Source organism: Bordetella genomosp. 4 (assembly GCF_002261185.1).
Classification (GTDB): domain Bacteria; phylum Pseudomonadota; class Gammaproteobacteria; order Burkholderiales; family Burkholderiaceae_B; genus Bordetella_A.
The window spans coordinates 168,682-193,153 of the sequence record NZ_NEVQ01000008.1 but is presented as its reverse complement, the minus strand read 5'-3'; the positions used below and the strand labels follow the sequence as shown (position 1 = coordinate 193,153).

The 24,472-nt window shown below is 60.0% G+C and carries 18 protein-coding genes; 7 read left to right on the top strand and 11 right to left on the bottom strand.

Features of this window, described 5'->3' with window-relative positions:
• Window positions 1–93: 93 nt before the first annotated feature.
• Both pstS and ppk1 read right to left on the bottom strand, forming a co-directional pair.
• Window positions 94–1,134 carry a phosphate ABC transporter substrate-binding protein PstS gene (gene pstS / locus CAL20_RS06110; protein WP_094822488.1) on the bottom strand — a complete coding sequence of 347 codons (1,041 nt, stop codon included), beginning with the start codon at window positions 1,132–1,134 and terminating at the stop codon, window positions 94–96.
• A 143-nt stretch (window positions 1,135–1,277) separates the two neighbouring features.
• Window positions 1,278–3,347 (bottom strand): polyphosphate kinase 1, encoded by a 2,070-nt coding sequence (ppk1, locus tag CAL20_RS06105; RefSeq protein WP_094837422.1) that lies wholly within the window; start codon window positions 3,345–3,347, stop codon window positions 1,278–1,280.
• A 179-nt stretch (window positions 3,348–3,526) separates the two neighbouring features.
• On the opposite strand from ppk1, the gene ppx reads away from it, so the two are divergent.
• A complete protein-coding gene (ppx, locus tag CAL20_RS06100; protein ID WP_094837421.1) occupies window positions 3,527–5,014 on the top strand; it encodes an exopolyphosphatase in 1,488 nt (495 codons plus the stop codon).
• Between the two features lie 146 nt (window positions 5,015–5,160).
• Here the strand turns inward: ppx and CAL20_RS06090 are convergent, their stop codons facing one another.
• The 5 genes from CAL20_RS06090 to CAL20_RS06070 all read right to left on the bottom strand — a co-directional run bounded on the left by CAL20_RS06090 (window position 5,161) and on the right by CAL20_RS06070 (window position 11,055).
• Window positions 5,161–5,964 carry a GNAT family N-acetyltransferase gene (locus tag CAL20_RS06090; protein ID WP_094822492.1) on the bottom strand — a complete coding sequence of 268 codons (804 nt, stop codon included), beginning with the start codon at window positions 5,962–5,964 and terminating at the stop codon, window positions 5,161–5,163.
• A gap of 207 nt (window positions 5,965–6,171) precedes the next feature.
• Complete coding sequence (gene glmM, locus CAL20_RS06085; protein WP_094822493.1) at window positions 6,172–7,515, bottom strand: phosphoglucosamine mutase; 1,344 nt, start codon at window positions 7,513–7,515, stop codon at window positions 6,172–6,174.
• Complete coding sequence (gene folP, locus CAL20_RS06080; protein ID WP_094822494.1) at window positions 7,512–8,354, bottom strand: dihydropteroate synthase; 843 nt, start codon at window positions 8,352–8,354, stop codon at window positions 7,512–7,514. Before folP ends, glmM begins: the two co-directional genes overlap by 4 nt.
• Window positions 8,355–8,381: 27 nt before the next feature.
• A complete protein-coding gene (gene ftsH, locus CAL20_RS06075) occupies window positions 8,382–10,271 on the bottom strand; it encodes an ATP-dependent zinc metalloprotease FtsH (RefSeq protein ID WP_094822495.1) in 1,890 nt (629 codons plus the stop codon).
• Between the two features lie 148 nt (window positions 10,272–10,419).
• Window positions 10,420–11,055, bottom strand: coding sequence for an RlmE family RNA methyltransferase (locus CAL20_RS06070; RefSeq protein ID WP_094822496.1), 636 nt, complete (start codon window positions 11,053–11,055; stop codon window positions 10,420–10,422).
• Window positions 11,056–11,073: 18 nt separating this feature from the next.
• Here CAL20_RS06070 and CAL20_RS06065 point away from each other — a divergent pair, with 18 nt between their 5' ends.
• Entirely contained in the window at window positions 11,074–11,688 is a 615-nt protein-coding gene (locus CAL20_RS06065) for a YhbY family RNA-binding protein (protein ID WP_094822497.1), read from the top strand.
• Window positions 11,689–11,781: 93 nt separating this feature from the next.
• Here the strand turns inward: CAL20_RS06065 and greA are convergent, their stop codons facing one another.
• Both greA and CAL20_RS06055 read right to left on the bottom strand, forming a co-directional pair.
• A complete protein-coding gene (gene greA / locus CAL20_RS06060; RefSeq protein ID WP_094822498.1) occupies window positions 11,782–12,258 on the bottom strand; it encodes a transcription elongation factor GreA in 477 nt (158 codons plus the stop codon).
• 343 nt (window positions 12,259–12,601) lie between these two features.
• A complete protein-coding gene (locus CAL20_RS06055; protein ID WP_094822499.1) occupies window positions 12,602–13,924 on the bottom strand; it encodes a solute carrier family 23 protein in 1,323 nt (440 codons plus the stop codon).
• A 268-nt stretch (window positions 13,925–14,192) separates the two neighbouring features.
• Between CAL20_RS06055 and CAL20_RS06050 the strand changes: the two genes are divergently transcribed.
• The 5 genes from CAL20_RS06050 (at window position 14,193) to CAL20_RS06030 (ending at window position 20,011) form a co-directional block, all read left to right on the top strand.
• Complete coding sequence (locus CAL20_RS06050; protein ID WP_094822500.1) at window positions 14,193–15,515, top strand: ABC transporter substrate-binding protein; 1,323 nt, start codon at window positions 14,193–14,195, stop codon at window positions 15,513–15,515.
• Window positions 15,516–15,590: 75 nt separating this feature from the next.
• Window positions 15,591–17,300 (top strand): ABC transporter permease, encoded by a 1,710-nt coding sequence (locus CAL20_RS06045; RefSeq protein WP_094837420.1) that lies wholly within the window; start codon window positions 15,591–15,593, stop codon window positions 17,298–17,300.
• Entirely contained in the window at window positions 17,297–18,382 is a 1,086-nt protein-coding gene (locus tag CAL20_RS06040; RefSeq protein ID WP_094822502.1) for an ABC transporter ATP-binding protein, read from the top strand. Before CAL20_RS06045 ends, CAL20_RS06040 begins: the two co-directional genes overlap by 4 nt.
• Window positions 18,383–18,390: 8 nt before the next feature.
• A complete protein-coding gene (locus CAL20_RS06035) occupies window positions 18,391–19,332 on the top strand; it encodes a LysR family transcriptional regulator (RefSeq protein ID WP_094837419.1) in 942 nt (313 codons plus the stop codon).
• Window positions 19,333–19,372: 40 nt separating this feature from the next.
• A complete protein-coding gene (locus tag CAL20_RS06030) occupies window positions 19,373–20,011 on the top strand; it encodes a histidine phosphatase family protein (RefSeq protein ID WP_094822504.1) in 639 nt (212 codons plus the stop codon).
• A gap of 340 nt (window positions 20,012–20,351) precedes the next feature.
• Here CAL20_RS06030 and CAL20_RS06025 read toward each other — a convergent pair whose 3' ends face one another.
• Entirely contained in the window at window positions 20,352–21,110 is a 759-nt protein-coding gene (locus CAL20_RS06025; protein WP_094822516.1) for an SDR family oxidoreductase, read from the bottom strand.
• A 114-nt stretch (window positions 21,111–21,224) separates the two neighbouring features.
• Window positions 21,225–24,467 carry a carbamoyl-phosphate synthase large subunit gene (gene carB / locus CAL20_RS06020; protein ID WP_094837418.1) on the bottom strand — a complete coding sequence of 1,081 codons (3,243 nt, stop codon included), beginning with the start codon at window positions 24,465–24,467 and terminating at the stop codon, window positions 21,225–21,227.
• Window positions 24,468–24,472: the final 5 nt, after the last annotated feature.

The following is a 24,472-nucleotide window of genomic DNA, read 5'->3' as shown; positions in this document are numbered from 1 at the left end:
CGCTTAGAGATACTCGGGCCTGGCGGCGCAGACGATGCGCGGACCTTTGGGGGCCCGCGCATCTTTTTTAGGTCTTAGGTATTGCTAAGACGCTTATTTCCAGACGGGCTTGCCGTCAGCGGACTTGATTTCGCTCCAGGTGGCGCGAATTTCCGCCGTCACATTGTCAGGCAGCGGCACGTAGTCCAGCGCTTCGGCAGACTTGGCGCCATTCTTGAAGGCCCAGTCAAAGAACTCGAGCACGGCGCGGCCTTGCTCGGGCTTGTCTTGAACCTTGTGCACCAGGATGAAGGTAGCAGCCGTCACGGGCCACGAAGCGGCGCCCGGCTCGTTGGTCAGGACCACGCCCATGCCAGGCGCGCTCTTCCAGTCGGCGTTGGCAGCAGCCGCAGCGAAGGCGGTCTGTTCGGGTTGCACGAACTTGCCGTCTTTGTTCTGCAGTTGCGTCCAGGCCAGCTTGTTTTGCTTGGCGTAGGCGTATTCGACGTAGCCGATGGAGTTCTTCAGCTGACCAACGTAGGCTGCGACACCTTCGTTACCCTTGCCGCCTTGGCCAGTGGGCCACTTGACGGCTTTGCCTTCGCCGACCTTTTCTTTCCACTCAGGCGAGACTTTCGACAGATAGTTGGTCCAGCCGAAGGTCGTGCCCGAACCGTCCGAGCGGTGCACCACGATGATGTCAGCCGAGGGCAGCTTCAGATCGGGGTTCAGTGCTTTGATCGCGGCGTCGTCCCACTTTTTGATCTTGCCCAGGAAGATGTCGCCCAACACGGGGCCCGACAGCTTCAGTTGGCCCGGCTGAACGCCGTCGATATTGACCACGGCCACGGTACCGCCGATCACGGCCGGGAATTGCAGCAGACCGTTCTTTTCCAGGTCATCGGCCTTCAGGGGATCGTCCGAAGCACCGAAATCAACGGTCTTGGCCTTGATCTGTTGCTGACCGCCGCCCGAACCGATCGATTGGTAGTTCACTGCGGTATTGGTCGCAGCCTTGTATTCCGACGCCCACTTGGCGTAGACCGGGTACGGGAACGACGCACCAGCGCCGGTGATGTCAGCAGCCTGTACAGCAAAAACGGCGCCGCTCAGCGCAACACCGATGGTAATTTGTTTGAATACGCGGTTGAACATTCGAATTCCTTCTGTGTTCGTTTAGGAGGTCGCGGCGGGCTGTTTCCGCCCGTCCGATCATCGACGTAACGAATCTTAGAAGCCCAACATGACAAGACCATGACAGTCACATACACGAAATGTGTCAGGGTGGGCGTGCGGCCTTATTTCAGCCGTTCCATCAGGAATTCGTGCATATTGAACGCCGCGCGGCGGTTGCGCGCACGGTGGTACGTGCCGTCGGGCTGCTGGTCCCAGGCGAGCTGATTGTCTCGCCAGGCGTAGGTGAACGCCTCGTCTATGACCCTTTTTTTCAGATCCTTGTCGCGCACCGGGAACGCTATTTCGACACGGCGGAAGAAATTCCGGTCCATCCAGTCGGCCGAGGACAGATACACGGGCTCGTCGCCATCGGCATAGAAATAAAACACCCGGGAATGCTCGAGGAATCGCCCGACGATGGAGCGCACCCGGATATTTTCCGAGAGGCCTGGCACCCCCGCCCGCAGCGCGCATACGCCTCGCACCACCAGATCGATCTTGACCCCTGCCTGGCTGGCCTTGTAGAGCTCGGCGATGATCTGCTCCTCGAGCAGGGAATTCATTTTGGCCATGATTTTGGCCTTGCGTCCCTGTTTCGCGGCCCGGATTTCCGCCTGGATCAGAGACATCATGGTCTCGTGCATGGTAAACGGCGATTGCAGCAGCGACTTCAGCGTCCGGCGTGCACCCAGCCCGGTCAGTTGAGCAAAGACCTTGTCCATGTCTTCGCACAAATCAGGATCCGCGGTCAGCAGACCAAAATCGGTGTACAGCCGTGCCGTGCGCGGGTGGTAGTTGCCGGTGCCCAGGTGAGCGTACCGGCGCAGCCGCCCTTTTTCGCGGCGCAGCACTAATGCCATTTTGGCGTGCGTCTTGTGCGCCACCACCCCATACACCACGTGGGCTCCCACCTCCTCCAGGCGAGCAGCCCAATTGATATTGGTCTGCTCGTCGAAACGGGCCATAAGCTCCACCACGACGGTCACCTCCTTGCCGGCGCGCGCCGCAGCCAGCAGGATTTTCATCAATTCGGAGTCTTCGCCAGTGCGATAGATGGTCTGTTTGATCGCCATCACGTCCGGATCCACTGCCGCGGCCGTCAGGAAATCGATCACGGGTTGGAATGACTGATAGGGGTGATGCAACAACTGATCGGCACGGGCCACGGCCGCGAACAACTCCGCGGGCTTGTCCGCCACCCGGTCCAGAGGCGCCGGAACAGAGCCGTGGTGAGGCGTAAACAACAGATCCGGACGGTTGTCGACGTTGCACAACTGCATCAGCCGGGACAGGTTGACGGGGCCGTTCACGCGATACGTATCATCGGCAGTCAGCGAGAATTCCCGCTGCAGATAGGTTTCCAGATCGTCGGGCGTCAACCGGTCGATCTCCAGACGTACCGCCGCACCGAAGTTACGCTGCGACAGTTCGCCCTGCAGGGCGTGGCGCAGGTTGGTGACTTCTTCCTCGTCGACAAACAGGTCGCTGTTGCGCGTCACCCGCCATTGATAGCAACCGAGCATTTCCAGCCCCGGGAACAACTCGCCGACAAAGGCGCGCAACAATGAGGTCAGTAGGATGTAGCCGTCGGGTTTGCCGGATATCTCGGGCGGCATTTTGATCAATCGCGGCAGAGCGCGCGGCGCCTGCACGATAGCAATCGAGGCCTGGCGGCCAAAAGCGTCTGCGCCCGACAAGGCCACAATAAAGTTGAGGCTCTTGTTATAGACCCGGGGAAAGGGGTGCGCCGGATCCAGACCGATCGGCGTGAGCAAGGGCATCACGTCGCGATTGAATACCTCATGCGCCCACTGCTGTTGCTCGGCATTCCATTCCGAGGCGTGCAACAACGCAATTCCCTCGGCGTCCAGGCAGGGAAAAATCTCGTCATTAAGCAGACTGTATTGGCGGTCCACCAGAGCGTGGACCTTTTCCTGTACGCGCGCAAAAGCCTCCGACGGCGTCAGGCCGTCAGCCCCGACCAAGGCAGGATTCTGACGCAGTTGCTCTTTGAGGCTGGAAATACGGATCTCAAAGAACTCGTCCAGGTTCGAGCTGACGATACATACGTAGCGCAGGCGCTCCAGCAACGGGACCTGAGGATTTTCTGCCATCGCCAGCACCCGTTCATTGAACTTCAGCAAGGAAAGTTCACGATTCAGAAACGGGGGTTCAACCAGCGACGTAGACATACCGGGTTCCAATTCTAGAGACAAAGGCTGGGGTTTTACTGCAATTATGTGACTATTCCATGACAGTCCGAAATATGCGCTTAGCCTACGCCAAAACGATGACATCTGGTGGCGATTGTGGGGCGCTGTCACATCGGTTCCTTATAATTAGCGCTCTTACAGCCTTATCGACATCCCGCATGGACCACCTCCTGGCCGCCGTAGACCTCGGTTCTAATAGCTTTCGCCTGTCTATCGGACGGGTCGTCCAACAAGAAGGCGGTCCCCAGATCTATCAGATCGACCGTCTCAAAGAAACCGTACGGCTGGCCGCGGGACTGGATCACGACAAGCGGCTCAGCGACGAGGCAGTCGATCGCGCAGTGTCTGTCCTGGAGCGTTTTGGAGAGCGCCTGCGCAGCTTTCATCCCAGCCGGGTGCGCGCCGTGGCGACCAATACGTTTCGCGTCGCCCGTAACACCCAGGAGTTTCTACCCCGCGCCGAGGCGGCGCTGGGCTTTCCGATCGAAGTGATTGCCGGGCGCGAAGAAGCCCGGTTGATTTATCTGGGCGTGGTGCATTCCCTGCCGCCCTCGGCCAATAAGCGATTGGTGATCGATATCGGCGGCGGCTCGACAGAGGTCATTATCGGCAAGGGCTTTGAGCCTGGCTTGATGTCATCGCTCTATATGGGCTGCGTCAGCTACAGCCGGCAGTTTTTCCCCGACGGCGTCGTCGACGCCCATCAGATGAAACAAGCCGAGCTCATGGCCCGCCGGGAAGTCGAAGTCATCTCCAAGCAATACCGCAAGACCGGCTGGAAAGAAGCCTACGGATCCTCGGGTACGGCCAAGGCGTTATATGCCATCCTGACGGAATGCGGTTTTTCCGAAAACGCCATCACACGCGCGGGCCTGAACAAACTGAAAGAACGCATCATCCGCTCCGGCCAGGTGATCCCCGAGGAACTCCCCGGTATCAAGCTGGAACGCGCTGACGTGTTGCCCGGCGGTCTGGCCATCATGAGCGCCCTATTTGACGAACTGGGTATCGACCGGATGCACACTGGCGAGGGCGCACTGCGTGTCGGGGTACTGTATGACCTGCTGGGCCGCGACGCCGCACACGACAAGCGCGACGAGTCCGTTCACCAGTTCATGAAGCGTTATCACATAGATAACAATCAGGCCCAGCGTGTACGCCAGGCCGCACTGACATTCTTCGACTCGATTTATGCACCTGACGAAGGTCACAGCGAGCTGCGCAACGCATTGGGCTGGGCCGCCAATCTGCACGAAGTGGGACTGTCAATTGCCCATAATGCCTATTACAAGCACACAGCCTACGTGCTGGACAATGCGGACATGCCGGGCTTTTCCCGGGCAGACCAGCAACTGCTGGCACTGTTGGCGCTGGGGCATCAAGGCAAGCTGACCAAGCTCGAAACCCTGGTCAGAGACCGCAGCCAATGGGTTGCCATCCTGTGCCTGCGCTTGGCAGTATTGCTGATGCGCCGCCGTACCGACATTCCTCAACTGCCATTGAGCGTGTCGGTTCGAGGCGAATCGATCGTGGTTCGAGTCAAGCAAGACTGGCTGACCAAGCACCCGCTCAGCGACTTTACCTTACGCGCCGAAGAATCAGAATGGCGAAAAGTCGGTTTCTCGTTCGAGTTGCTTGAGTTCTAACCGGAACGGGCGCGTGGCCCGTCGAATGAGCCGGATGCGCAGTCTTCTGAGAGCCCTCTGAACGGGGCTGCGCCCACTCCGCCCTGCGCGGGCAGAAAGGGATTTAGGGGCAACTCCGCGTTTCCTTGAGAGCAGCCCTCGCATGATCAAATCACCTCGACGACCGGGGCGGGATCCAACCCGAAATGGCGCCGGTAACGGCTGTCCATCTGGGTCATGTCCAACAGCACCGGGAAATCCGCCGCGTTGAAATCCGGGTCCCATGCGGGTTCGCCGCAGATACGAGCTCCCAGCTTCATATAACCCTTGATGAGCGGCGGAACGCGCGCGGGCAAGGTGCTGTTCAAGAGCTCGACAGGATAGCGATGCAACGGCTTGACGCGCGGGGCATCGGGATCTTTCAAGTGACTGGCGATATTGCGCCATACCTCGGCAGCCGTCACGCCGTCATCGCGCAAGCTGACACTGGCACATCCCAGCATATAGCGATAACCGCCGCGCCGCATGAACTCAGCCAGACCGGACCACAACAACATGATGGCAGCGCCGCTACGGTGTGCGGCATGCGTACAAGAACGGCCGACTTCGACCAACTCGCCACGCAGTGCCCCAAGGCCGGACAGATCAAATTCGGACTCGGAATAATAACCGCCCGCCGCGAGGGCCTTTTCCGGAGTCAGGATGCGATAAGTGCCCACAACCCTGCCCGTATCGAGCTCTCGCACCATCAAGTGCTCGCACCAAGGATCAAAGCGGTCTTGCTCGATGCCATCCTGCGCGTCGGGGAACACCGCCCCCATGTCTTCGGTAAAAACGGTGTACCGCAGGCGCTGGATCTGCTCGATCTCATCGGCCGTGCTCGCCAAGCCCACGACCAAGACGTGCGAGGCAGAACCCGTCCAGGGTTCGGCGTTGTCACGCCGGGCATCGATACGTGCTAATTCGAGCATTGCGCAGGACTCCTTGAGGTATGCACAGTGTGGAGGCCGGATATGTCAGGCTTCTGACAAAAATATGACATGACCATGAAGTTTACGCCCATCCGAAAAGTCTCGAATTAAAGCAATATAAGTCAAAATAAATCAAACAAACCGTTTGACGAATAAAGGGCCGGCTCCATCAGGACCCGGCCCTCCTTTAGTAACCATGGCGCTGAATTAGTTGAGACTGGCCGCCAATTTTTCAGCGCTGGCTTCAGCCAAAGCAGCGTCTTCTGCTTCGACCATCAATCGCAATTTGGGTTCGGTACCGGACGCTCGAATCAGCACACGGCCACGCCCAGCCAATTCGGCTTCGACGGCTTGCGCTGCCGCCACCAGGCCCGAATGCGATTTCCAGTCGGTTCCCGGCGTCCAGGCGACGTTGATCATTTTCTGCGGATACATGCGCAAATCGCCCAGCCATTGCGCCAGGCTCTCGCCACTGCGACGCAAGGCCGTCAACACTTGCAAGGCTGCAATGATGCCGTCGCCGGTGGTATGGCAATCCAGGCACAACAAGTGCCCGGAACTCTCGCCCCCGAACAGCCAGCCGCGCGCCTGCATTTGCTCGAGCACATAGCGATCGCCGACTTTGGCGCGCTCGAATCCGACGCCCAGGCGTTGCATTTCCCGCTCGAAACCATAGTTGGTCATCAAGGTACCGACGACACCAGCGACCGGGCCTTGCATCATGCGTTCACGCACGATGGCGTACAGCAACTCGTCACCGTTATAGATACGGCCCTCCCCGTCGACCATCTGGAGCCGGTCGGCATCGCCATCCAGAGCAATGCCCAGGTCCGCGCCACGCGCCTGGACGACTTTCACCAACGACTCAGGATGCAGAGCCCCCACGCCTTTGTTGATGTTGAACCCGTCGGGCGAAACGCCGATGGCATGCACATCGGCGCCCAACTCGCGAAATACGTGGGGTGCGACGTTATACGCAGCGCCATGCGCGGCATCGACAACGATCTTCAGGCCATTCAAATCCAGTTCGTTGGGAAACGTGCTTTTGCAAAACTCGATATATCGGCCCTGCGCATCTTGCATCCGGCGGGCGCGGCCCAGCTCTTCAGAACCCAGGCAACCCAAGGGTCCATCCAGCTCGGCTTCGATTTCAGACTCAACGTCGTCGGGCAATTTCATGCCCTGTGTCGAGAAAAACTTGATGCCGTTGTCCTGATAAGGATTGTGCGACGCGCTGATCACGATACCGGCCGCCAGACGGAAGGTACGGGTCAGGTATGCGACGGCTGGCGTTGGCAACGGCCCGGCCAGCAACACGTCGATACCAGCAGCGGACAAGCCCGCCTCGAGCGCCGATTCAAGCATGTAACCGGAAATGCGCGTGTCCTTGCCAATCACCACTTGGGGACGGCCGTGGCCGCGCACGCTGTACTGGCGCGCCAGAACCCGTCCAGCCGCATACCCTAGACGCAAAGCGAAAGCTGCATTGATAACCTCGCCGCCGACCTCGCCGCGCACGCCGTCAGTTCCGAAATACTTGCGTTCTGTCATGCTCGAATAGCTCCTTGTTCAGATGCGTACCAGACCTTCAGGGCATCTACCGTCTCAGCCACATCGTGCACGCGCACGATGGAGGATCCGCGCGCGACGCAGGCCAGCGCACCGGCAATACTGCCGGCCAAGCGGTCAGCCACGGGCTTGCCGGTGGCGTCGCCAATCATGGTTTTGCGTGACAACCCCGTCAGTAATGGATAACTGGATACGCGCAGACTGGAGAGCCTGCGTAATAGTTGATAGTTGTGATCCGCCGTCTTGCCAAAGCCGAACCCCGGGTCTAGGACGATACGACGCGGATCGACCCACGCGGCACGCAAACGCTGAGCACGAGCGCCCAGGAACACGCTGATCTCGCCCAGCAGATCGGTATATTCCGGCGCCTGCTGCATCGTGCCGGGCTCGCCTTTCATATGCATGACGCATAGTCCGCAGCGCGACTGCGCCACGGCTTCGATGGCCCCGGGCTGCCGAAAACCGTAGATATCGTTGATCATGTCAGCGCCTGCGTCCAGCACAGCACGCATGACCTCTGGCTTGAAGGTATCGATGGAGAGCGGGACACCACAGTCGCGCAGCGCCTCGATGACGGGCAGCAAACGCGCCAGCTCGTCCTGGGCCGAGACAGGTTCGGCCCCCGGCCGTGTGGACTCGCCGCCCAGGTCCAGAATCTGCGCGCCCTCGTCAATCAAGCGTCGCGCATGGCTCACGGCAGAGTCGGTATCTGCATGCTGGCCACCGTCGGAAAAAGAGTCGGGCGTGATATTGACAATGCCCATGACGAGCGGGCGCTCGAGATCAAACTCGAAGCGCCCGCACAAAAAGGTGTTGGCCATATAAAACGATAAAAACTCTAAAGCAGCTTAGACCGCGGCTGGCGTACCACTGCCACCCGGCGCCAACCCTGAGGGAGGCGTATCGGTGCTGTCTGCCGGACCTTGCGGCGTCTTGGGCGGACGCGGCGGACGGCCCGAGGTGATATCGTCGATCTGATCCGCGTCGATGGTTTCCCATTCGAGCAGCGCACTGGTCATTGCCTCGACCATATCGCGGTGATCCTCCAGGATCTTGCGCGCCACGCCGTATTGCTCGTCGATGATGCGGCGGATCTCGAAATCCACCTTTTGCATGGTGGCTTCGGACATGTGGGTGGTCTTGGTCACGCTGCGGCCCAGGAACACCTCGCCTTCGTTTTCGGCATAAACCATGGGGCCCAATTCGTCCGTCATCCCGTAGCGGGTGACGATGTCGCGGGCGATGGCGGTGGCGCGCTCAAAGTCATTCGAAGCGCCAGTGGTCATCTGGTTCATGAAGATTTCTTCGGCGATACGGCCACCGAACAGGACAGCAATCGTGTTCAGCAGGCGTTCCTTGTCCATGCTGTAGCGGTCGCCTTCAGGCAACTGCATCGTCACGCCCAGGGCGCGGCCGCGCGGGATGATGGTGACCTTGTGCACCGGATCGGTCTTGGGCAGCATGCGCGCCACGATGGCATGGCCGGACTCGTGGTACGCCGTGTTCTTGCGTTCCTCTTCGGGCATGACGATCGAGCGGCGCTCGGCGCCCATGATGATCTTGTCTTTGGCCTTTTCGAAGTCGGTCATGTCGACGGTGCGGCCATTACGGCGCGCCGCGAACAAGGCGGCCTCGTTGACCAGGTTGGCCAGGTCAGCGCCCGAGAAACCCGGGGTGCCACGCGCCAGGATGCTGGCATCGACGTTGGTCGACAGCGGCACCTTGCGCATATGCACGCGCAGGATCTGTTCGCGGCCACGGATGTCGGGCAGCGGCACCACGACCTGGCGGTCGAAACGGCCCGGACGCAGCAAAGCGGGGTCCAGCACATCGGGACGGTTGGTCGCGGCAATCACGATCACGCCCTGGCCCGACTCAAAGCCGTCCATTTCCACCAGCATCTGGTTCAGCGTCTGCTCGCGTTCGTCGTTACCGCCGCCCAGGCCTGCGCCACGCTGGCGGCCCACGGCGTCGATTTCGTCGATGAAGATGATGCAAGGTGCTTGCTTTTTCGCGTTTTCGAACATGTCGCGCACGCGGGCAGCACCCACGCCGACAAACATTTCAACGAAATCCGAGCCCGAAATGCTGAAGAACGGGACTTTGGCTTCGCCGGCGATGGCCTTGGCCAGCAGGGTTTTACCGGTACCGGGTGAACCCACCATCAGCACGCCGCGCGGGATACGGCCGCCGAGCTTTTGGAATTTGCTGGGGTCGCGCAGGAAATCGACCAGTTCCTGTACGTCTTCTTTGGCCTCGTCGCAGCCAGCAACGTCTGCAAACGTGATCTGGTTGGTGTTTTCATCCAGCATACGGGCACGCGATTTGCCGAAGCTGAACGCACCGCCACGGCCGCCGCCTTGCATCTGTCGCATGAAAAACACCCAGACCCCGATCAGCAACAGCATCGGGAACCAGGAAACAAAGATGCTCATCAGCAGGGACGGCTCCTCGCGGGCCTTGCCCGAGACGTCCACGCCATATTTGAGCAGGTCGGACACCATCCAGATGTCGCCCGGCGACGTCAGGGTGTACGAACGGCCCGTATCAGGCGTGACATACAGGACATCCGCCTGCACGTCTACCTTGCGAATACGGCCTGCCTTGGCATCCTCCATGAACTGGGTGTAACTCACGCCGTCTTGCGATTGCGCACGCCCATCGAACTGTTTGAATACCGTGAACAGGACCAGTGCGATCACCATCCAGACCGCGACTTTAGAAAATGAGTTGTTCAAGGTCGATCTCCTGCTTTTGATTCCGACCGGTGACCGCGCCCCCGCGCATATGGCACAGTCACAAGTATGTCAATAGTTCATTCTACCCTGTCGGGAGGGGTTCCGTCTGAAAGCCCGATAGGCGCCTGATACATCATTGTCAAAAAACCTAAAGTTTCAGGTCACGCGCCACCAGAAATGTCTCCGAGGACTTGTCCCGGGAGGCTTTGGGCTTGCGCTCCACCACTCGCTTGAAGCGCTGTTTGAAGCTTTGCACGATCTGCGAAAAACCGCTGCCGTGAAAAGCCTTGACGATCAGCGCGCCGTCGGGCTTGAGGTGGTTGCAGGCAAATTCCAGCGCCAGATCGCAAACATGCTGAATGCGAGCCGAATCGGCGACACCAACTCCCGACAAGTTGGGGGCCATGTCCGAAATAACAAGGTCTACCGGCTGGCCGCCCACTAATTCTTGCAACTGTTGCAAAACGTCGTCATCGCGAAAATCACCCTGGATGAATTCGACGCCCGCGACAGGCTCCATGGGTAGGAGATCCAGCGCGATAATACGGCCATCGACCGCGCCCCCCGGGCCGGCCAGACGCTCTCGCGCCACCTGTGACCAGCTGCCTGGCGCCGAGCCAAGATCGACCACGATGTTGCCCCGGCGCATCAGTTTTTCGGCGTCGAGGATCTCGATCAATTTGAACGCAGCACGCGCCCGATAGCCCTTTTGTTGCGCCATCTTCACATAAGGGTCGTTGATGTGCTGGTGGATCCAGTCTTTAGAGAATTTCTTTTTGGCCATTACCGTACAATTCCACGCATGCCTATATTAGAACTCACCTCACGCGAGCGCAGCGACTTGCGCTCGGCCGCCCATCCCCTCAATCCGGTCGTCCTGATCGGAGACAACGGGCTGACCGACGCGGTCTTGAAAGAAATCGACCGCGCCTTGACGTCCCATGGGCTGATCAAGGTCCGCGCAGGCGGCGCCGACCGCGATGAACGCGAGGCCATGCTGGCGAGCATTTGCGACACGCTGTCGTGCGCAGCCGTGCATCATTTGGGCAAGATATTGATCTTGTTCCGTCCGCTGCCCGGTAATGTAGCCTCTGCGCCGGCAGAAGGCACGCCCGCCCGCCGCAAGCCCTCCGAGCCTCATACACCCAAGAAAATGGCTGCCGAGGGCAAGACCCTGTCCAAATCGCGCCCGACGGCTGCTCGCAAACGAGCCACCCCGGAAGCGCCGGCCAAGAAGTCCTTTTTCGGACGCGATGATCTCAATAGTGCTGGCCGTCCGATGCGTCCGACGACCAAGAAAAAGCCCAGCACCGCATCGCACGGCATCCCGCGTCGCGCGGGCAGCGCGCTCAGCCTGCGGGCTGGCGCCCGCAGCGGTGTGCGTGCCTCGGCTGGCCGCAAGACCACCAAGAGATAAAACAGTGAAACAAGCTGGCCTGGCAACAGGCCAGCCCCAATCCAACGCCAATACCCGCCGGGCTGGCGTCGCTTGGGGCGTATATTCATCACATTACACGTAGCGCACGCTCAGGACTTCGTATTCGCGAATACCCGAGGGGGCTTTTACCTCGACGACGTCGCCTTCGGATTTGCCGATCAAGGCACGGGCGACCGGACTGGACACCGAAATCAAGTTGGACTTGATGTCAGCCTCCAAGTCCCCCACGATCTGATAAGACAGGCGATCGCCCGAATCCAGATCCTCGATATCCACCGTAGCACCGAATACGGCGCGACCTTCTGCGTTCAAGGCAGCCGGGTCAATCACATGCGCATTGGAAAGCGTGCCTTCGAGCTCGGCGATGCGGCCTTCGATAAAGCCCTGGCGCTCGCGCGCGGCATCGTACTCGGCATTTTCCGACAGATCGCCCTGGGCACGGGCCTCGGCAATAGCATTGATCACGGAGGGGCGCTCAATGGTTTTCAGCCTGTGCAATTCGGCTTGCAAACGCTCGGCTCCGCGCGCGGTCAGAGGAATGGCAGACATGTCGTTTCCCAACAAAAAGTAGAAAACGCCCCGAATGGGAGCGTTTCGGTAAAAAAGCAATCAGACTAAGGACCTGCGCCAGGATGGCGGGACAAGTCAATGATACAAACTAAAGATCGAACAGGCAGGAACGATATCGGGCCCGATTATTAGTAGGGTTCCTGGCCTTTCGTCCCGGTCAGCCCATAGGCATAACTACGTATGCCGGCGACCAAAACAAAACCCCGGCTCGGATTTGGAACCGGGGCAAGCAAGACATCATTGTGGTCAAAATCCGCCAGAATTGCAAGCCGTTCAGGAACCCGTCATTCCAGGCAGTCCACCGCGAGAAGCGTATCCGGATTTACACCAACTGACGGCCACTGCGTTGCAACAAAGCGTACAAAATGATCGCGCCGAACGTAGCGGTGCCGATTCCCCCCAGCGTGAAATCCCCGAGTTTTATCGTGAAATCGCCCGCCCCCAACACCAAGGTCACGGCAGCCACGATCAGATTACGGTTATCGCTGAAATCGACCTGGTTCACCACCCAGATCCGCGCGCCCGCAACGGCAATCAGCCCGAATACCACCACGGACATACCGCCCAGCACAGGGCCCGGAATCGTCTGAATCAGTGCGCCGAATTTAGGCGAGAACCCCAGCAGGATCGCAATCACCGCCGCCACTACGAATACCAGCGTCGAATAGATGCGCGTCACGGCCATCACGCCGATGTTTTCGGCATAGGTGGTCACCCCCGTGCCCCCGACTGCGCCAGACACCATCGTGGCCACCCCATCTCCAATGAAGGCGCGCCCCATATAACGGTCCAGATTCTGGCCCGTCATGGCGCTGACGGCCTTGATATGCCCCAGGTTCTCGGCCACCAGGATGATTGCGACCGGCACGATCAGGCCCATGGCGTCGGCCTTGAAGACGGGCGCAGTGAAATGAGGCAAGCCGAACCACGCTGCCGCAGCAACGCCCGAAAAATCGATAGGCTTGCCCAGCCCCAGGCCATTGGCGCACACCGCATAGATCACGCACGCCAAGAGCAGCCCCACCAGAATCAATAAACGCTGAATCGTGCCGCGCGTATAGACCGCAATCCCGCCCACGCACAGCACAGTCACAATCGCCATCCCCGTTTCAAACCCCGAACTGCCCATCGCGCCCTTGGCTGCGATAGGCGCCAGGTTCAGTCCGATCACGGCTACCACCGCGCCCGTCACGACCGGAGGCATCAAACGCTCGATCCAGGCGGCGCCGCCATCGCCGCGCGCATTGGCTGCGGCCACAATGATCCCAATCACGGTATAGGCCAGGCCGCATGCAATGATCGCACCCAGCGCCACGCCTATATTGGCGTTCGGGCCCGAGCCGGCATACCCCGTGACGGCCACCACGCCACCAATAAAAGCAAAGCTGGATCCGAGATAGCTCGGCACCCTGCCGCCCACAAACAGGAAAAAGATCAGCGTGCCGATTCCCGACATCAAAATGGCAACGTTGGGATCAAAGCCCATGATCAGCGGCGCCAGTACGGTCGAGCCGAACATGGCCACCACGTGTTGAGCGCCCATGGCAATGTTTTTAGGGCCGGACAGACGCTCATCCGGCGCGATGACAGCGCCAGGCACGGAGTCATCGGCCAGTTTCCAACGCGGAAAATAAGAATTGGGCATGAAATCCCCTGTATCCAGACAGGAATAATTAATCGGCGGGCGAAGTGTAGGGGCCAGCGCGTTTGCCGGCAATCCGGTTAAGCCCGTGAACGGGACAGACACTGGTCATATCGCCTCAATAGGCCCGCTATCGACTGACCGGCACACCTTCACGTGCATCGCAGCAAACCGCGCTGACTAATGGGCCGCATCAAAATTTGTGATTGGACGCTAGGTGCCTGCGTCGCTACCTTGTCCCAACAATTTCAAAACACAACGGAGACAAATCATGCCCCTCATGCGCACTGTCCTCGCGTCAGCCCTGCTGGCTGCCTGCGCCCCCGTGCTAGCCGGTACCGTCACGGTCATCACGTCTTTCCCGAAGGACCTGACCCAGGCGTATAAATCTGCATTCGAAAAAGCCAACCCCGGCATCACGCTGGAAATCCTGAATAAAAACACGGTGTCGGGCATTGCTTACGTACGCGAGACGCCGGCAGGCCAACGGCCCGAGGTATTCTGGGCGAGCGCGCCTGACGCCTTTGAAGTGCTGGGCCGCGAAAAACTGCTGAGCCCGGCGCCCGACGCCGCCAATGCCGAGGTCCCGGACAAAATCGGCAGCTATCCCATCAACGATCCGGGCGGCTTGTACATGGGCCAGGCTCTGGCCGGCTACGGCATCATGTACAACACCCGGTACATCAAAGCCCACAAGCTGACGCCTCCAGTCGAATGGAAAGACCTGCTGGCGCCGCAATGGTTTGGCCATCTGGGCATGACCGCGCCCTCACGCTCGGGGACCATGCACTTGACCGTCGAGACCATTCTGCAAGGCGAAGGCTGGGCCGATGGATGGCAAACGCTGCTACGCATGTCGGGTAATGCCAGCCAAATGACGGAGCGATCGTTTGGTGTTCCCGATGGGGTGAACAACGGTCAATTCGGCGCAGGCCCGGTCATCGATTTCTTTGGACTGTCCAGCAAATATTCCAAGTTTCCGGTCGAGTTCGTCTATCCATCTGAAACCTCGGTCGTCCCCGCCAACATTGCGCTGATCGCGGGCGCCAAGAATACCGAGGAAGGCAAGAAATTCATCGCATTCACGCTCAGTAAAGCGGGACAGGAGCTGCTGCTGGAGCCGAAGATTTCGCGGCTGCCGGTATTGCCCTACAAGGATTTGGCCGGAAAAATTCCGCAGGGCTATCCTGACCCTGCCGAAATCGCCCAGCGCAGCAAGGTGCATTTCGACGCCGAACTGTCGCAGACGCGTTATTACGTCGTCCAAGCCCTGTTCGATCAGACCATTACATTCCGCTTGAGCGATCTGCAGGCCGCCACCAAAGCCATTTACGAAGCCGAGCAAAAACTCGGCGACAAGGCCAAAACAGGCCAGGCTGCTGAATTGCTGGACCAGGCCCGCAAGCTGGCATGGTCGCCATTGATCGATCCCAAGACAGCGGCAGATCCGGAGTTCTTGAAAGTCTTTACTCGAGACAAGAAAGACGCCTCGACCAATAAGCAGATCACTCAGCTCGAAGGCGAATGGAGCGGCAAGGCCAAGGCCAACTACGAGCAAGCGGTCAAACTGGCACAGCAAGCTGCCGCGCTGTAATGGCAGCGCAAGCTGTCGCGATGATGTTTTGACATCCTGCCCCGCGCGCATCGCGGGGCTCTCTCGGAGCAATTGATGACGTTCGCGAGCCGCTCGCGCCTGCCCGCCGGTCCGCTGTTGACGGCGCTACTCGTGCTGGCCTTTCTGTGCCTGTTCTTGGTGGTGCCGGTAGGCACGGTGTTCTACACCGCTTTTGTCAACGCCGACGGCAGCTTTACGCTCGGGCATTTTGGTGCTTTCTTTGCCCAGCCGCTGATGCAAGAGGCCTTTTTCAACAGCCTGTATGTCGCGGGCTGGTCGGCGCTGTTGGCGTCGCTCATTGCTGTGCCGTTGGCGTATTTCACTGTGCGCTTTGAGTTTCGCGGCGCCTTGCTGATTCAGACGCTCGGCGTGTTGCCTCTGATCATGCCGCCCTTTGTCGGCGCGGTGGCGATGCAACTGATCTTTGGCCGATCAGGCACAGTCAATCTATTGCTGGATGAGTGGTTCGGATTCACGATCCCGTTCATGGAAGGCCTGAACGGGGTCATCTTTGTCGAGTCACTGCACTACTTTCCGTTCATCTTGATGAACCTGGTCGTCGCGTTGCGCAACATCGATGGGTCCATGGAAGAAGCCGCGTTCAACTTGGGCTCCCGTGGCTTTCGACTGTTTCGCCGCGTGATTTTTCCGCTGGCGCTGCCCGGCTATGTCGCAGGCACCTCACTGGTGTTTGTGAAAGTCTTTGATGATCTGGGCACGCCGCTGGTGTTGGGCACCACCAATATGCTGGCGCCACAAGCCTATTTGCGCATCACCCAAGTCGGCCTGGAAGACCCGCTGGGCTATGTGATCAGCGTCATCATGATCGGCTTTTCGATTCTGGCGCTATGGCTATCGGCGCGCGTCCTAAAAGGCAAGGACTATTCCACTTTGCAAAAAGGCGGCAGCTCGATCCAGAAACGCAAACTCAACACTGGAGAAAGCGTCATCGCCTATGGCTGGATCGCGCTGGTCTTGCTGTTGGTGCTGTCGCCTCATTTCGGGGTGCTGCTGCTGTCGCTCGCGACCGTGTGGAGCTATGCCCCGCTGCCTGATGGCTACACCCTGGAACACTATGCCGCGATTTTTACTGAATCGCACGGCATGATCACCAACACGCTGCTCTATTGCGGCCTGGCAGCGGGCGTGGATGTGATCCTGGGGACGGCGATTGCGTATCTCATGCTGCGCACGCGTCTGCCTGCCCGGCAATGGCTGGATTTTCTCGCCTCTGCCGCGCTGGCTATCCCGGGCATTGTGTTGGCGATCGGCATGCTGCGTACGTTCCGCGGACTCGAGTTTCCGTTGACGGGGACCCTGATCACATCGTCGTGGCTGCTCATCATGATCGCGTATTCGGTACGGCGGCTGCCGTACGCATTGCGATCATGCGTGGCGGCGCTACAGCAAATCAATGTCTCGCTCGAGGAAGCCGCTGAGTCGCTGGGGGCAAACCGGATGCGCACCATCCGGCGGGTGGTGGTGCCTCTGATGGCTGGCGGTATGCTCGCCGGTTTTGTGACCAGCTTCGTCACGGCGGCAGTGGAATTATCGGCAACCATCATGCTGGTGACCCGTGACAGCCAGGCCCCCATGAGCTATGGCATTTATCTCTACATGCAAAGCGCTGCCGGACGCGGTCCCGGCGCTGCGCTAGGCGTACTGGCCGTCATCGCGGTCGGCATCGGCACATACGTATCGCATTTGTTGGTCGAGCGCGCGTCGGCGCGCCAACGCCCCGCGCGCAATGAGGATTCCCAATGAAAAAAGTCAGCGTCGAATGCCGCAATATCCGGCTGTCCTATGGCAAAACCGAAGTCCTGAAGGACGTCAATATTCACATCGAGCCGGGGGAGTTTTTCGCCTTGCTCGGTCCTTCCGGTTCGGGAAAGTCCACCCTGCTGCGCTTGATTGCGGGCTTTAATCAACAAAGCCATGGCCAACTGCTGATCGACGGCAAGGACATTGGCAACACGCCGCCGTGGGGCCGCAATATCGGCATGGTGTTCCAGAACTATGCCTTGTGGCCGCACATGACCGTGTGGGACAACGTCGCGTTTGGCCTAGTCGAACGCCGCCTGCCACGTGCCGAGATACGCAACAAAGTCGAGGCTGCGCTGGAATTGGTCGGCCTGTCGCAGTACGGCAACCGCAGACCAAATCAACTATCTGGCGGGCAACAACAGCGCGTCGCGCTGGCCCGCACGATAGTCATCGAGCCCCAGGTGCTGTTGCTGGACGAGCCGCTGTCCAATCTGGATAAGAAACTGCGCGTACAGATGCGCCAGGACTTGCTCAATTTGCAACGCCGCCTGGGCATCACGACCATTTTCGTGACTCACGATCAGGAAGAAGCCATGACTACAGCCGATCGCATGGCGGTGCTGGATCACGGCGTCGTCCAGCAGATCGGCGCGCCAACCACCTTGTTTGACTTCCCGGTCAATCGCTTCGTCGCCAACTTTGTCGGCACGATGAATGTCCTGGAGGGCACGGTGCGCGAACGTAGCCGCAGCAATCTGATCTTGGCCGTGCCGGGCGTGGGCGACCTGCATCTGCCTCTGACCAGCGAAGCCCCCGAGTCCGACAAGCTCGCCGCGAGCTTTCGGCCGCACACGGTCCAGATTGATATGGCCGATGGACTGGGGGATGCGCGCTACGTCTGGCTGCCGGGCGTGGTGGAAACCAGCGAATTCCTGGGCGAGTTCACCCGCTATCAGGTACAAGTGGGCGACCATCGCGTTACCGCTGATCAGTCCCATCTGGCGGGCCTATCGCCCTTTCCCGTCGGGTCGCCTGTCTCGATCGGACTGGAGCCCTCTCAGATTCGTCTACTGGCGGCATAATCGCCGTCATGGAGATCTATCAAATTCGCGCCTTCGTCACGGTTGCCCGCTTGGGCAATCTGACCAAGGCTGCGGATGCCCTCTCGCTCACACAGCCCGCCGTCACAGCCCAGATCAAAGCGCTGGAGCAAAGCCTCGGCGTCGCGCTGTTCGAGCGCTCCGCAGGCCGCTTGACCTTGGCCAAAGCCGGCGAGGTATTGTTGCCGACAGCAGAGTCTTTACTGGTCCTGGGCGCTCAATTCAAAGCCGAGGCGCAACAATTGCAGGGCAGCCTGCACGGCGCGGTCGATCTAGGCGTTCCCAGCGAACAGCCGGATTTTCTGCGGCTAGGTGAGCTCGCCTCAGCAGTGCGCGAACAACTGCCGCTCATCGAACTCAAAACCCTGACATTGCCCACCTCGGTCCTGCACGAACATATCAGCACCGGCCGGCTGCATGCGGCACTGACCATCGCCGCCAATCCGCCTCGCGCCGTGCACTGGATGCCGTTGCGCAGCGTCCGCTACCGGATCGCGCTCCCGGTACCTCTGGCCAATGCGCTCAAGCGCGGCGGTTGGCGCGAAGTCGCGCAGCTTCCCTGGCTGGATGGCCCGGCAGGCAGTCACACCCATTTATTGCTGCGTGACATGTTCGAACGCCACGGCCTGGCCCCCCGCGTCGTCATGCAGCACGACGACCAGGCCAACCTGGACGCACTAGTTCGAGCCGGCGCCGGCTGCGCGCTGCTGCGGGAGGAAACTGCTCTCGCGGGTGCCGCCGGCGGAGAGTTCATCGTCTGGGGGCAGGCTCGCGCCGATGCCACCTTGGGATTCATGATGCCTCATGAACGCGCCAGCGAACCCGTGCTGGTAGCGTTGAGCTCCCTCATGCAGAAAATCTGGAAATCGCGGCGGCTGCCTATGGAACCCGAGGTCACGGCCGAGCAAACCACCAACCGGGTTACCCTATAGCCTACCGCCCATTCCGGGCCTACCCTTCACCACCACTCGCATGACTGAAATCTGGTTTATTCGCCACGGCGAAACCTCCTGGAACCGCGAAGGCCGCCTGCAAGGCTGGCAAGACATCGAACTCAACGATAGCGGACGCGAACAAGCCGCCCAACTGGCAGCACGCATGGCGACCGTCGAACAGGCGTTCGACGCGCTCTACAGCAGCGATCTGCAGCGCGCCTACGCAACCGCCGAGCCCATCTCCGCCGGGTTGAACCTGCGCATACGCACTGAACCCGGCATACGCGAACGCGGCTTCGGTGTCCTCGAAGGACTGGACCTGGCACGCATCGACGAACTCGCGCCCGAAGCCGCGGCCGCCCGCAAAAGCCGCGACCCGAACCGCCCCATCGAAGGCGGCGAATCCCTGGGCCAATTCCAAGCCCGCGTCATCGCCACCATCAACGATCTCGCGCAACGCCACACCAACGAACGCATCCTCGCCGTCACGCACGGCGGCGTGCTGGACATCATCTGGCGCCACGCCTCCAACGTTGCCCTAGACGGCCCGCGTCCCGTGCCATTACTCAACGCCAGCATCAACCGCATCGGCATCGAGGGACGCCAATGGCAAGTCCTAGAATGGGCAGACATCGCCCACTTGGACATGGAATCAACGAGCGACATCGTGCCATGACGGCCACCGACCTCGGTGATGAGTAACGATTGCCACCCATGATGCGCAACGTTTGATACCTGTGACGTGCGACGTTTGACACCCGGGATGAAGACCATTTGACCCGTAACGCGCGGCAATTGACGCCCGTGATGAGCAACCATTGCGAGTCCCTGGCGGGTGCCTGAAAGCCGCGCCGGGCCGTTGAGTGGCGATTCAGCCCGCGGAGCGGGCCGAGGCCCCTGCTCATGGGCCGAGTCGCCGCGATAGGCCCGGTGCGGCTTTCAGGCACCCGCCAGGGACGTCACCAAAGCGCTGACCTCCGCCGGCTGCTGATCACAACATCGCACCGACAAAAAAATCACCGCCGAGGCTTCCGAGGTGCATTGCGTGCCGCGCGATCGTAGACCCAATTTGGCAGCATTCGCATGAGCCTAGACACAACACCCATTTGCCAAGGAATGACGGTATACGACACGCCGCGTTCGATAGCCACCTGGGCACGAGCGGCAAACGCATCGGCTTCCATCAGAAACGGCATCCCGTACGGATTTTTCTCGGTCATCGCAGTTTTTACGTAGCCTGGGGCAATCGTGACCACATTGACGCCGGCACTCGCGAGCTCCAGCCGCAGACTTTCACAATAGGTAATCACCGCGGCTTTAGATGAACTGTAGGCACCTGCGCCAGGCAAGCCTCGAATACCCGCGACGCTGGCAATGCCGACAAGCCGGCCTTTTTGCGCCCGCTTCATCGATTCGATAAAAGGCTCGAACGTGGCGACGGTAGCCAGCAGATTCGTGTCAACGATGGCTTTGAAAACGTCGAAGTCTTCCGTGTACTCGGTCAACGTCCCTGCGCTGATTCCCGCACTGGCAATGACAACATCGACTCGCCCCTCATTCGCTGCCAGAAAATCCCGGGCAGCCGCATGCAAAGCGTCGCGATCGCGCACATCCAGCGCATAGCAAAGGTGTTCTCCCGGTAACTCATCGGCCAACTCACGCAGCGCCTGGCCACGTCGCGCGACCAAGCCGAGCCGTGCGCCCGAACGGGCATAACGCCACGCCAAGGCCCGGCCTAAACCACTGGAAGCACCCGTAATAAAAACCGCTGTCATGGCGACTCGCAAAATCGACCCTGTGGACGGGTCAGGAAGATATTCCACAATGATAGCCAGAAATAAAAACAGGCCCATAAAGGGCCTGTTTTTACCGCAGCGCGACGGACGAGCTTATTGCTGAGGCAAACTGGCGTGCAGTTCCTGCAGCGGATACACCTGCAGGCCGAGGCCTTGGCGCAGGTATTGCATGCCCTCGACCGCGGCGCGCGCACCGGCGATCGTCGTAAAGAACGTTACGCGAGCAGCCAGCGACTGCGTACGGATCGTACGAGAATCGGCGATCGCATTGCGGCGTTCTTCGACAGTGTTGATCACCAGCGAGATCTCGCCGTTCTTGACCATGTCCACGATATGCGGACGGCCTTCGGTGACCTTGTTCACCATTTGCACCGGAATGCCGGCAGCGGAAATCTGCGCCGCCGTTCCACGGGTCGCCACGAGCTTGAAGCCCAGGTTGTGCAAACCACGTGCGACTTCGACCGCGCGGGTTTTGTCCTGGTCTTTCACGCTGATAAAGACCGTGCCGTTCTCGGGCAAGCGCACGCCAGCTGCGAGCTGCGATTTGACGAAAGCCTCGCCAAAGCTCATGCCCACACCCATGACCTCGCCGGTCGATTTCATTTCCGGTCCCAGAATGGTGTCCACGCCCGGGAATTTCACGAACGGGAACACGGCCTCTTTCACCGAGTAATACGGCGGCACGACTTCGCGCGTGATGCCTTGATCGGCCAGCGTACGCCCGGCCATCGCGCGGGCTGCGATCTTGGCGAGCTGCAGGCCGGTGGCCTTGGACACGTAAGGCACCGTACGCGATGCACGCGGGTTGACTTCCAGCACGTAGACGTCGCCGCCCTGGATCGCAAACTGCACGTTCATCAGGCCGCTGACGTTCAGCGCACGCGCCATCATCGAAGTCTGGCGCTTGATCTCGGCAATGATCTCCGGCGACAGCGAGTACGGCGGCAGGCTGCAGGCGGAGTCGCCCGAGTGCACGCCGGCTTGCTCGATGTGCTCCATGACGCCACCGATGAACACAGTTTCGCCATCGGCCAAGCAGTCCACATCGACCTCGGTCGCATCATTCAAGAAACGGTCCAGCAGCACGGGGGAATCGTTGCTGACCTTGACCGCCTCTCGCATATAGCGCTCGAGGTCCTGCTGCTCGTGCACGATTTCCATGGCGCGGCCGCCCAGCACGTAGCTGGGACGCACCACCAAGGGATAACCGATCTCGGCGGCATGAGCCAAAGCCTCGCCTTCGGTACGCGCGGTACGGTTGGGCGGCTGGCGCAGGCCGAGCTTGTTCAGCAGTTTCTGGAAACGCTCGCGGTCCTCGGCGACGTCGATGGACTCGGGGCTGGTGCCAATGATCGGCACGCCATTGGCCTCGAGTGCACGTGCGAGTTTCAACGGCGTCTGGCCGCCGTACTGCACGATCATGCCGACGGGGTTTTCCTTGTGCACGATTTCCAGGACGTCTTCGAGCGTCAACGGCTCGAAATACAGACGATCGGACGTGTCGTAGTCGGTGGACACGGTTTCGGGGTTGCAGTTGACCATGATGGTTTCGTAACCATCTTCGCGCAACGCCAATGCCGCATGCACGCAGCAATAGTCGAACTCGATACCCTGCCCGATACGGTTCGGGCCGCCACCCAGCACGATGATCTTTTTGCGATCGGTCGGCTGCGCCTCGCACTCGTCTTCGTACGTGGAGTACATGTAGGCAGTGCGCGTGGCGAATTCGGCAGCGCAGGTGTCTACGCGCTTGTAGACCGGGCGCACATTCAACTGATGACGCAGTTTGCGGATCTCGGACTCAACGGAGTCCAACAGGAACGCCAGGCGGCGATCCGAGAAACCCATACGCTTGAGGTGCCAAAGCGTGTCGTAGTCCAGATCGGCCAGCGTCTTTTGCTCGAGCGCGAGCTCGATGTCGACGATTTCCTTGATCTGCGACAGGAACCACGGATCGATGTGCGTGATCTGGTGGACTTCTTCCAGGGTGAAGCCTTGTGCGAACGCATCGCCCACGTACCAGATACGCTCGGGACCCGGCTCGCCCAACTCGATCTGCAGTTTTTCGCGATCGGTGGTTTTCTGGTTCAAGCCGTCGACACCGACTTCCAGACCGCGCAGGGCCTTTTGGAAGGACTCTTTGAACGTGCGGCCGATCGCCATGACTTCGCCCACAGATTTCATCTGGGTGGTCAGGCGGGAATCGGCTTGCGGGAATTTTTCGAACGCGAAACGCGGCACCTTGGTGACGACGTAATCGATGGACGGCTCGAACGAAGCCGGCGTAGCACCACCGGTGATTTCGTTGCGCAACTCATCCAGGGTGTAGCCCACTGCCAGGCGCGCAGCGACCTTGGCGATGGGGAACCCGGTGGCTTTCGAGGCCAGTGCCGACGAACGCGACACGCGCGGGTTCATCTCGATGACGATCATCCGGCCGTTGTCCGGATTGACTGCGAACTGCACGTTCGAGCCGCCGGTATCCACACCGATCTCGCGCAGCACCGCGATGGATGCGTTACGCATGATCTGGTATTCCTTGTCGGTCAGCGTCTGAGCAGGCGCCACCGTGATGGAATCACCGGTGTGTACCCCCATGGGGTCCAGGTTTTCGATCGAGCAGACGATGATGCAGTTGTCGGCCTTGTCGCGCACGACTTCCATCTCGAACTCTTTCCATCCCAGCAGGGATTCTTCGATCAAGAGCTCGCTGGTCGGCGAGGCCTCGAGGCCGCGACGGCAGATGGTTTCGAATTCTTCGGCGTTGTAGGCGATACCGCCCCCCGAGCCGCCCATCGTAAAGCTGGGGCGGATCACAGTCGGGAAACCCGACGTGCCGGTTTCGCTGGCGATGCGGCGCTGGACTTCCCAGGCCTCGTCCATGCTGTGAGCCACGCCTGATTTGGCCGACTCCAGACCGATGTCGGTCATGGCCTGCTTGAATTTCTGGCGGTCTTCAGCCTTTTCGATAGCGTGCTCGTTGGCGCCGATCAGCTCGACGTTGTGCTTTTGGAGCACGCCCTGGCGGGCGAGATCCAACGCGCAGTTCAATGCGGTCTGACCGCCCATCGTGGGCAGCAGCGCATCGGGTTTTTCGCGTTCGATGATTTTTTCCACCGCCTGCCAGGTGATGGGCTCGATGTAGGTCACATCGGCCGTTTCCGGGTCGGTCATGATGGTGGCGGGGTTGCTGTTCACCAGAATGGTGCGGTAACCCTCGGCCTTGAGCGCCTTACACGCCTGGGCGCCGGAATAGTCGAATTCGCATGCCTGCCCGATGATGATGGGGCCGGCACCGATGATGAGAATGCTTTTTAGGTCTGTACGCTTGGGCATAATGC

What these genes read in the sequence shown, in the direction of transcription:
- pstS (WP_094822488.1), bottom strand. Translation starts at nt 1,134, where the DNA reads ATGTTCAACCGCGTATTCAAACAAATTACCATCGGTGTTGCGCTGAGC.
- ppk1 (WP_094837422.1), bottom strand. Translation starts at nt 3,347, where the DNA reads ATGTCTACGTCGCTGGTTGAACCCCCGTTTCTGAATCGTGAACTTTCC.
- ppx (WP_094837421.1), top strand. Translation starts at nt 3,527, where the DNA reads ATGGACCACCTCCTGGCCGCCGTAGACCTCGGTTCTAATAGCTTTCGC.
- CAL20_RS06090 (WP_094822492.1), bottom strand. Translation starts at nt 5,964, where the DNA reads ATGCTCGAATTAGCACGTATCGATGCCCGGCGTGACAACGCCGAACCC.
- glmM (WP_094822493.1), bottom strand. Translation starts at nt 7,515, where the DNA reads ATGACAGAACGCAAGTATTTCGGAACTGACGGCGTGCGCGGCGAGGTC.
- folP (WP_094822494.1), bottom strand. Translation starts at nt 8,354, where the DNA reads ATGGCCAACACCTTTTTGTGCGGGCGCTTCGAGTTTGATCTCGAGCGC.
- CAL20_RS06070 (WP_094822496.1), bottom strand. Translation starts at nt 11,055, where the DNA reads ATGGCCAAAAAGAAATTCTCTAAAGACTGGATCCACCAGCACATCAAC.
- CAL20_RS06065 (WP_094822497.1), top strand. Translation starts at nt 11,074, where the DNA reads ATGCCTATATTAGAACTCACCTCACGCGAGCGCAGCGACTTGCGCTCG.
- greA (WP_094822498.1), bottom strand. Translation starts at nt 12,258, where the DNA reads ATGTCTGCCATTCCTCTGACCGCGCGCGGAGCCGAGCGTTTGCAAGCC.
- CAL20_RS06055 (WP_094822499.1), bottom strand. Translation starts at nt 13,924, where the DNA reads ATGCCCAATTCTTATTTTCCGCGTTGGAAACTGGCCGATGACTCCGTG.
- CAL20_RS06050 (WP_094822500.1), top strand. Translation starts at nt 14,193, where the DNA reads ATGCCCCTCATGCGCACTGTCCTCGCGTCAGCCCTGCTGGCTGCCTGC.
- CAL20_RS06045 (WP_094837420.1), top strand. Translation starts at nt 15,591, where the DNA reads ATGACGTTCGCGAGCCGCTCGCGCCTGCCCGCCGGTCCGCTGTTGACG.
- CAL20_RS06040 (WP_094822502.1), top strand. Translation starts at nt 17,297, where the DNA reads ATGAAAAAAGTCAGCGTCGAATGCCGCAATATCCGGCTGTCCTATGGC.
- CAL20_RS06035 (WP_094837419.1), top strand. Translation starts at nt 18,391, where the DNA reads ATGGAGATCTATCAAATTCGCGCCTTCGTCACGGTTGCCCGCTTGGGC.
- CAL20_RS06030 (WP_094822504.1), top strand. Translation starts at nt 19,373, where the DNA reads ATGACTGAAATCTGGTTTATTCGCCACGGCGAAACCTCCTGGAACCGC.
- CAL20_RS06025 (WP_094822516.1), bottom strand. Translation starts at nt 21,110, where the DNA reads ATGACAGCGGTTTTTATTACGGGTGCTTCCAGTGGTTTAGGCCGGGCC.
- carB (WP_094837418.1), bottom strand. Translation starts at nt 24,467, where the DNA reads ATGCCCAAGCGTACAGACCTAAAAAGCATTCTCATCATCGGTGCCGGC.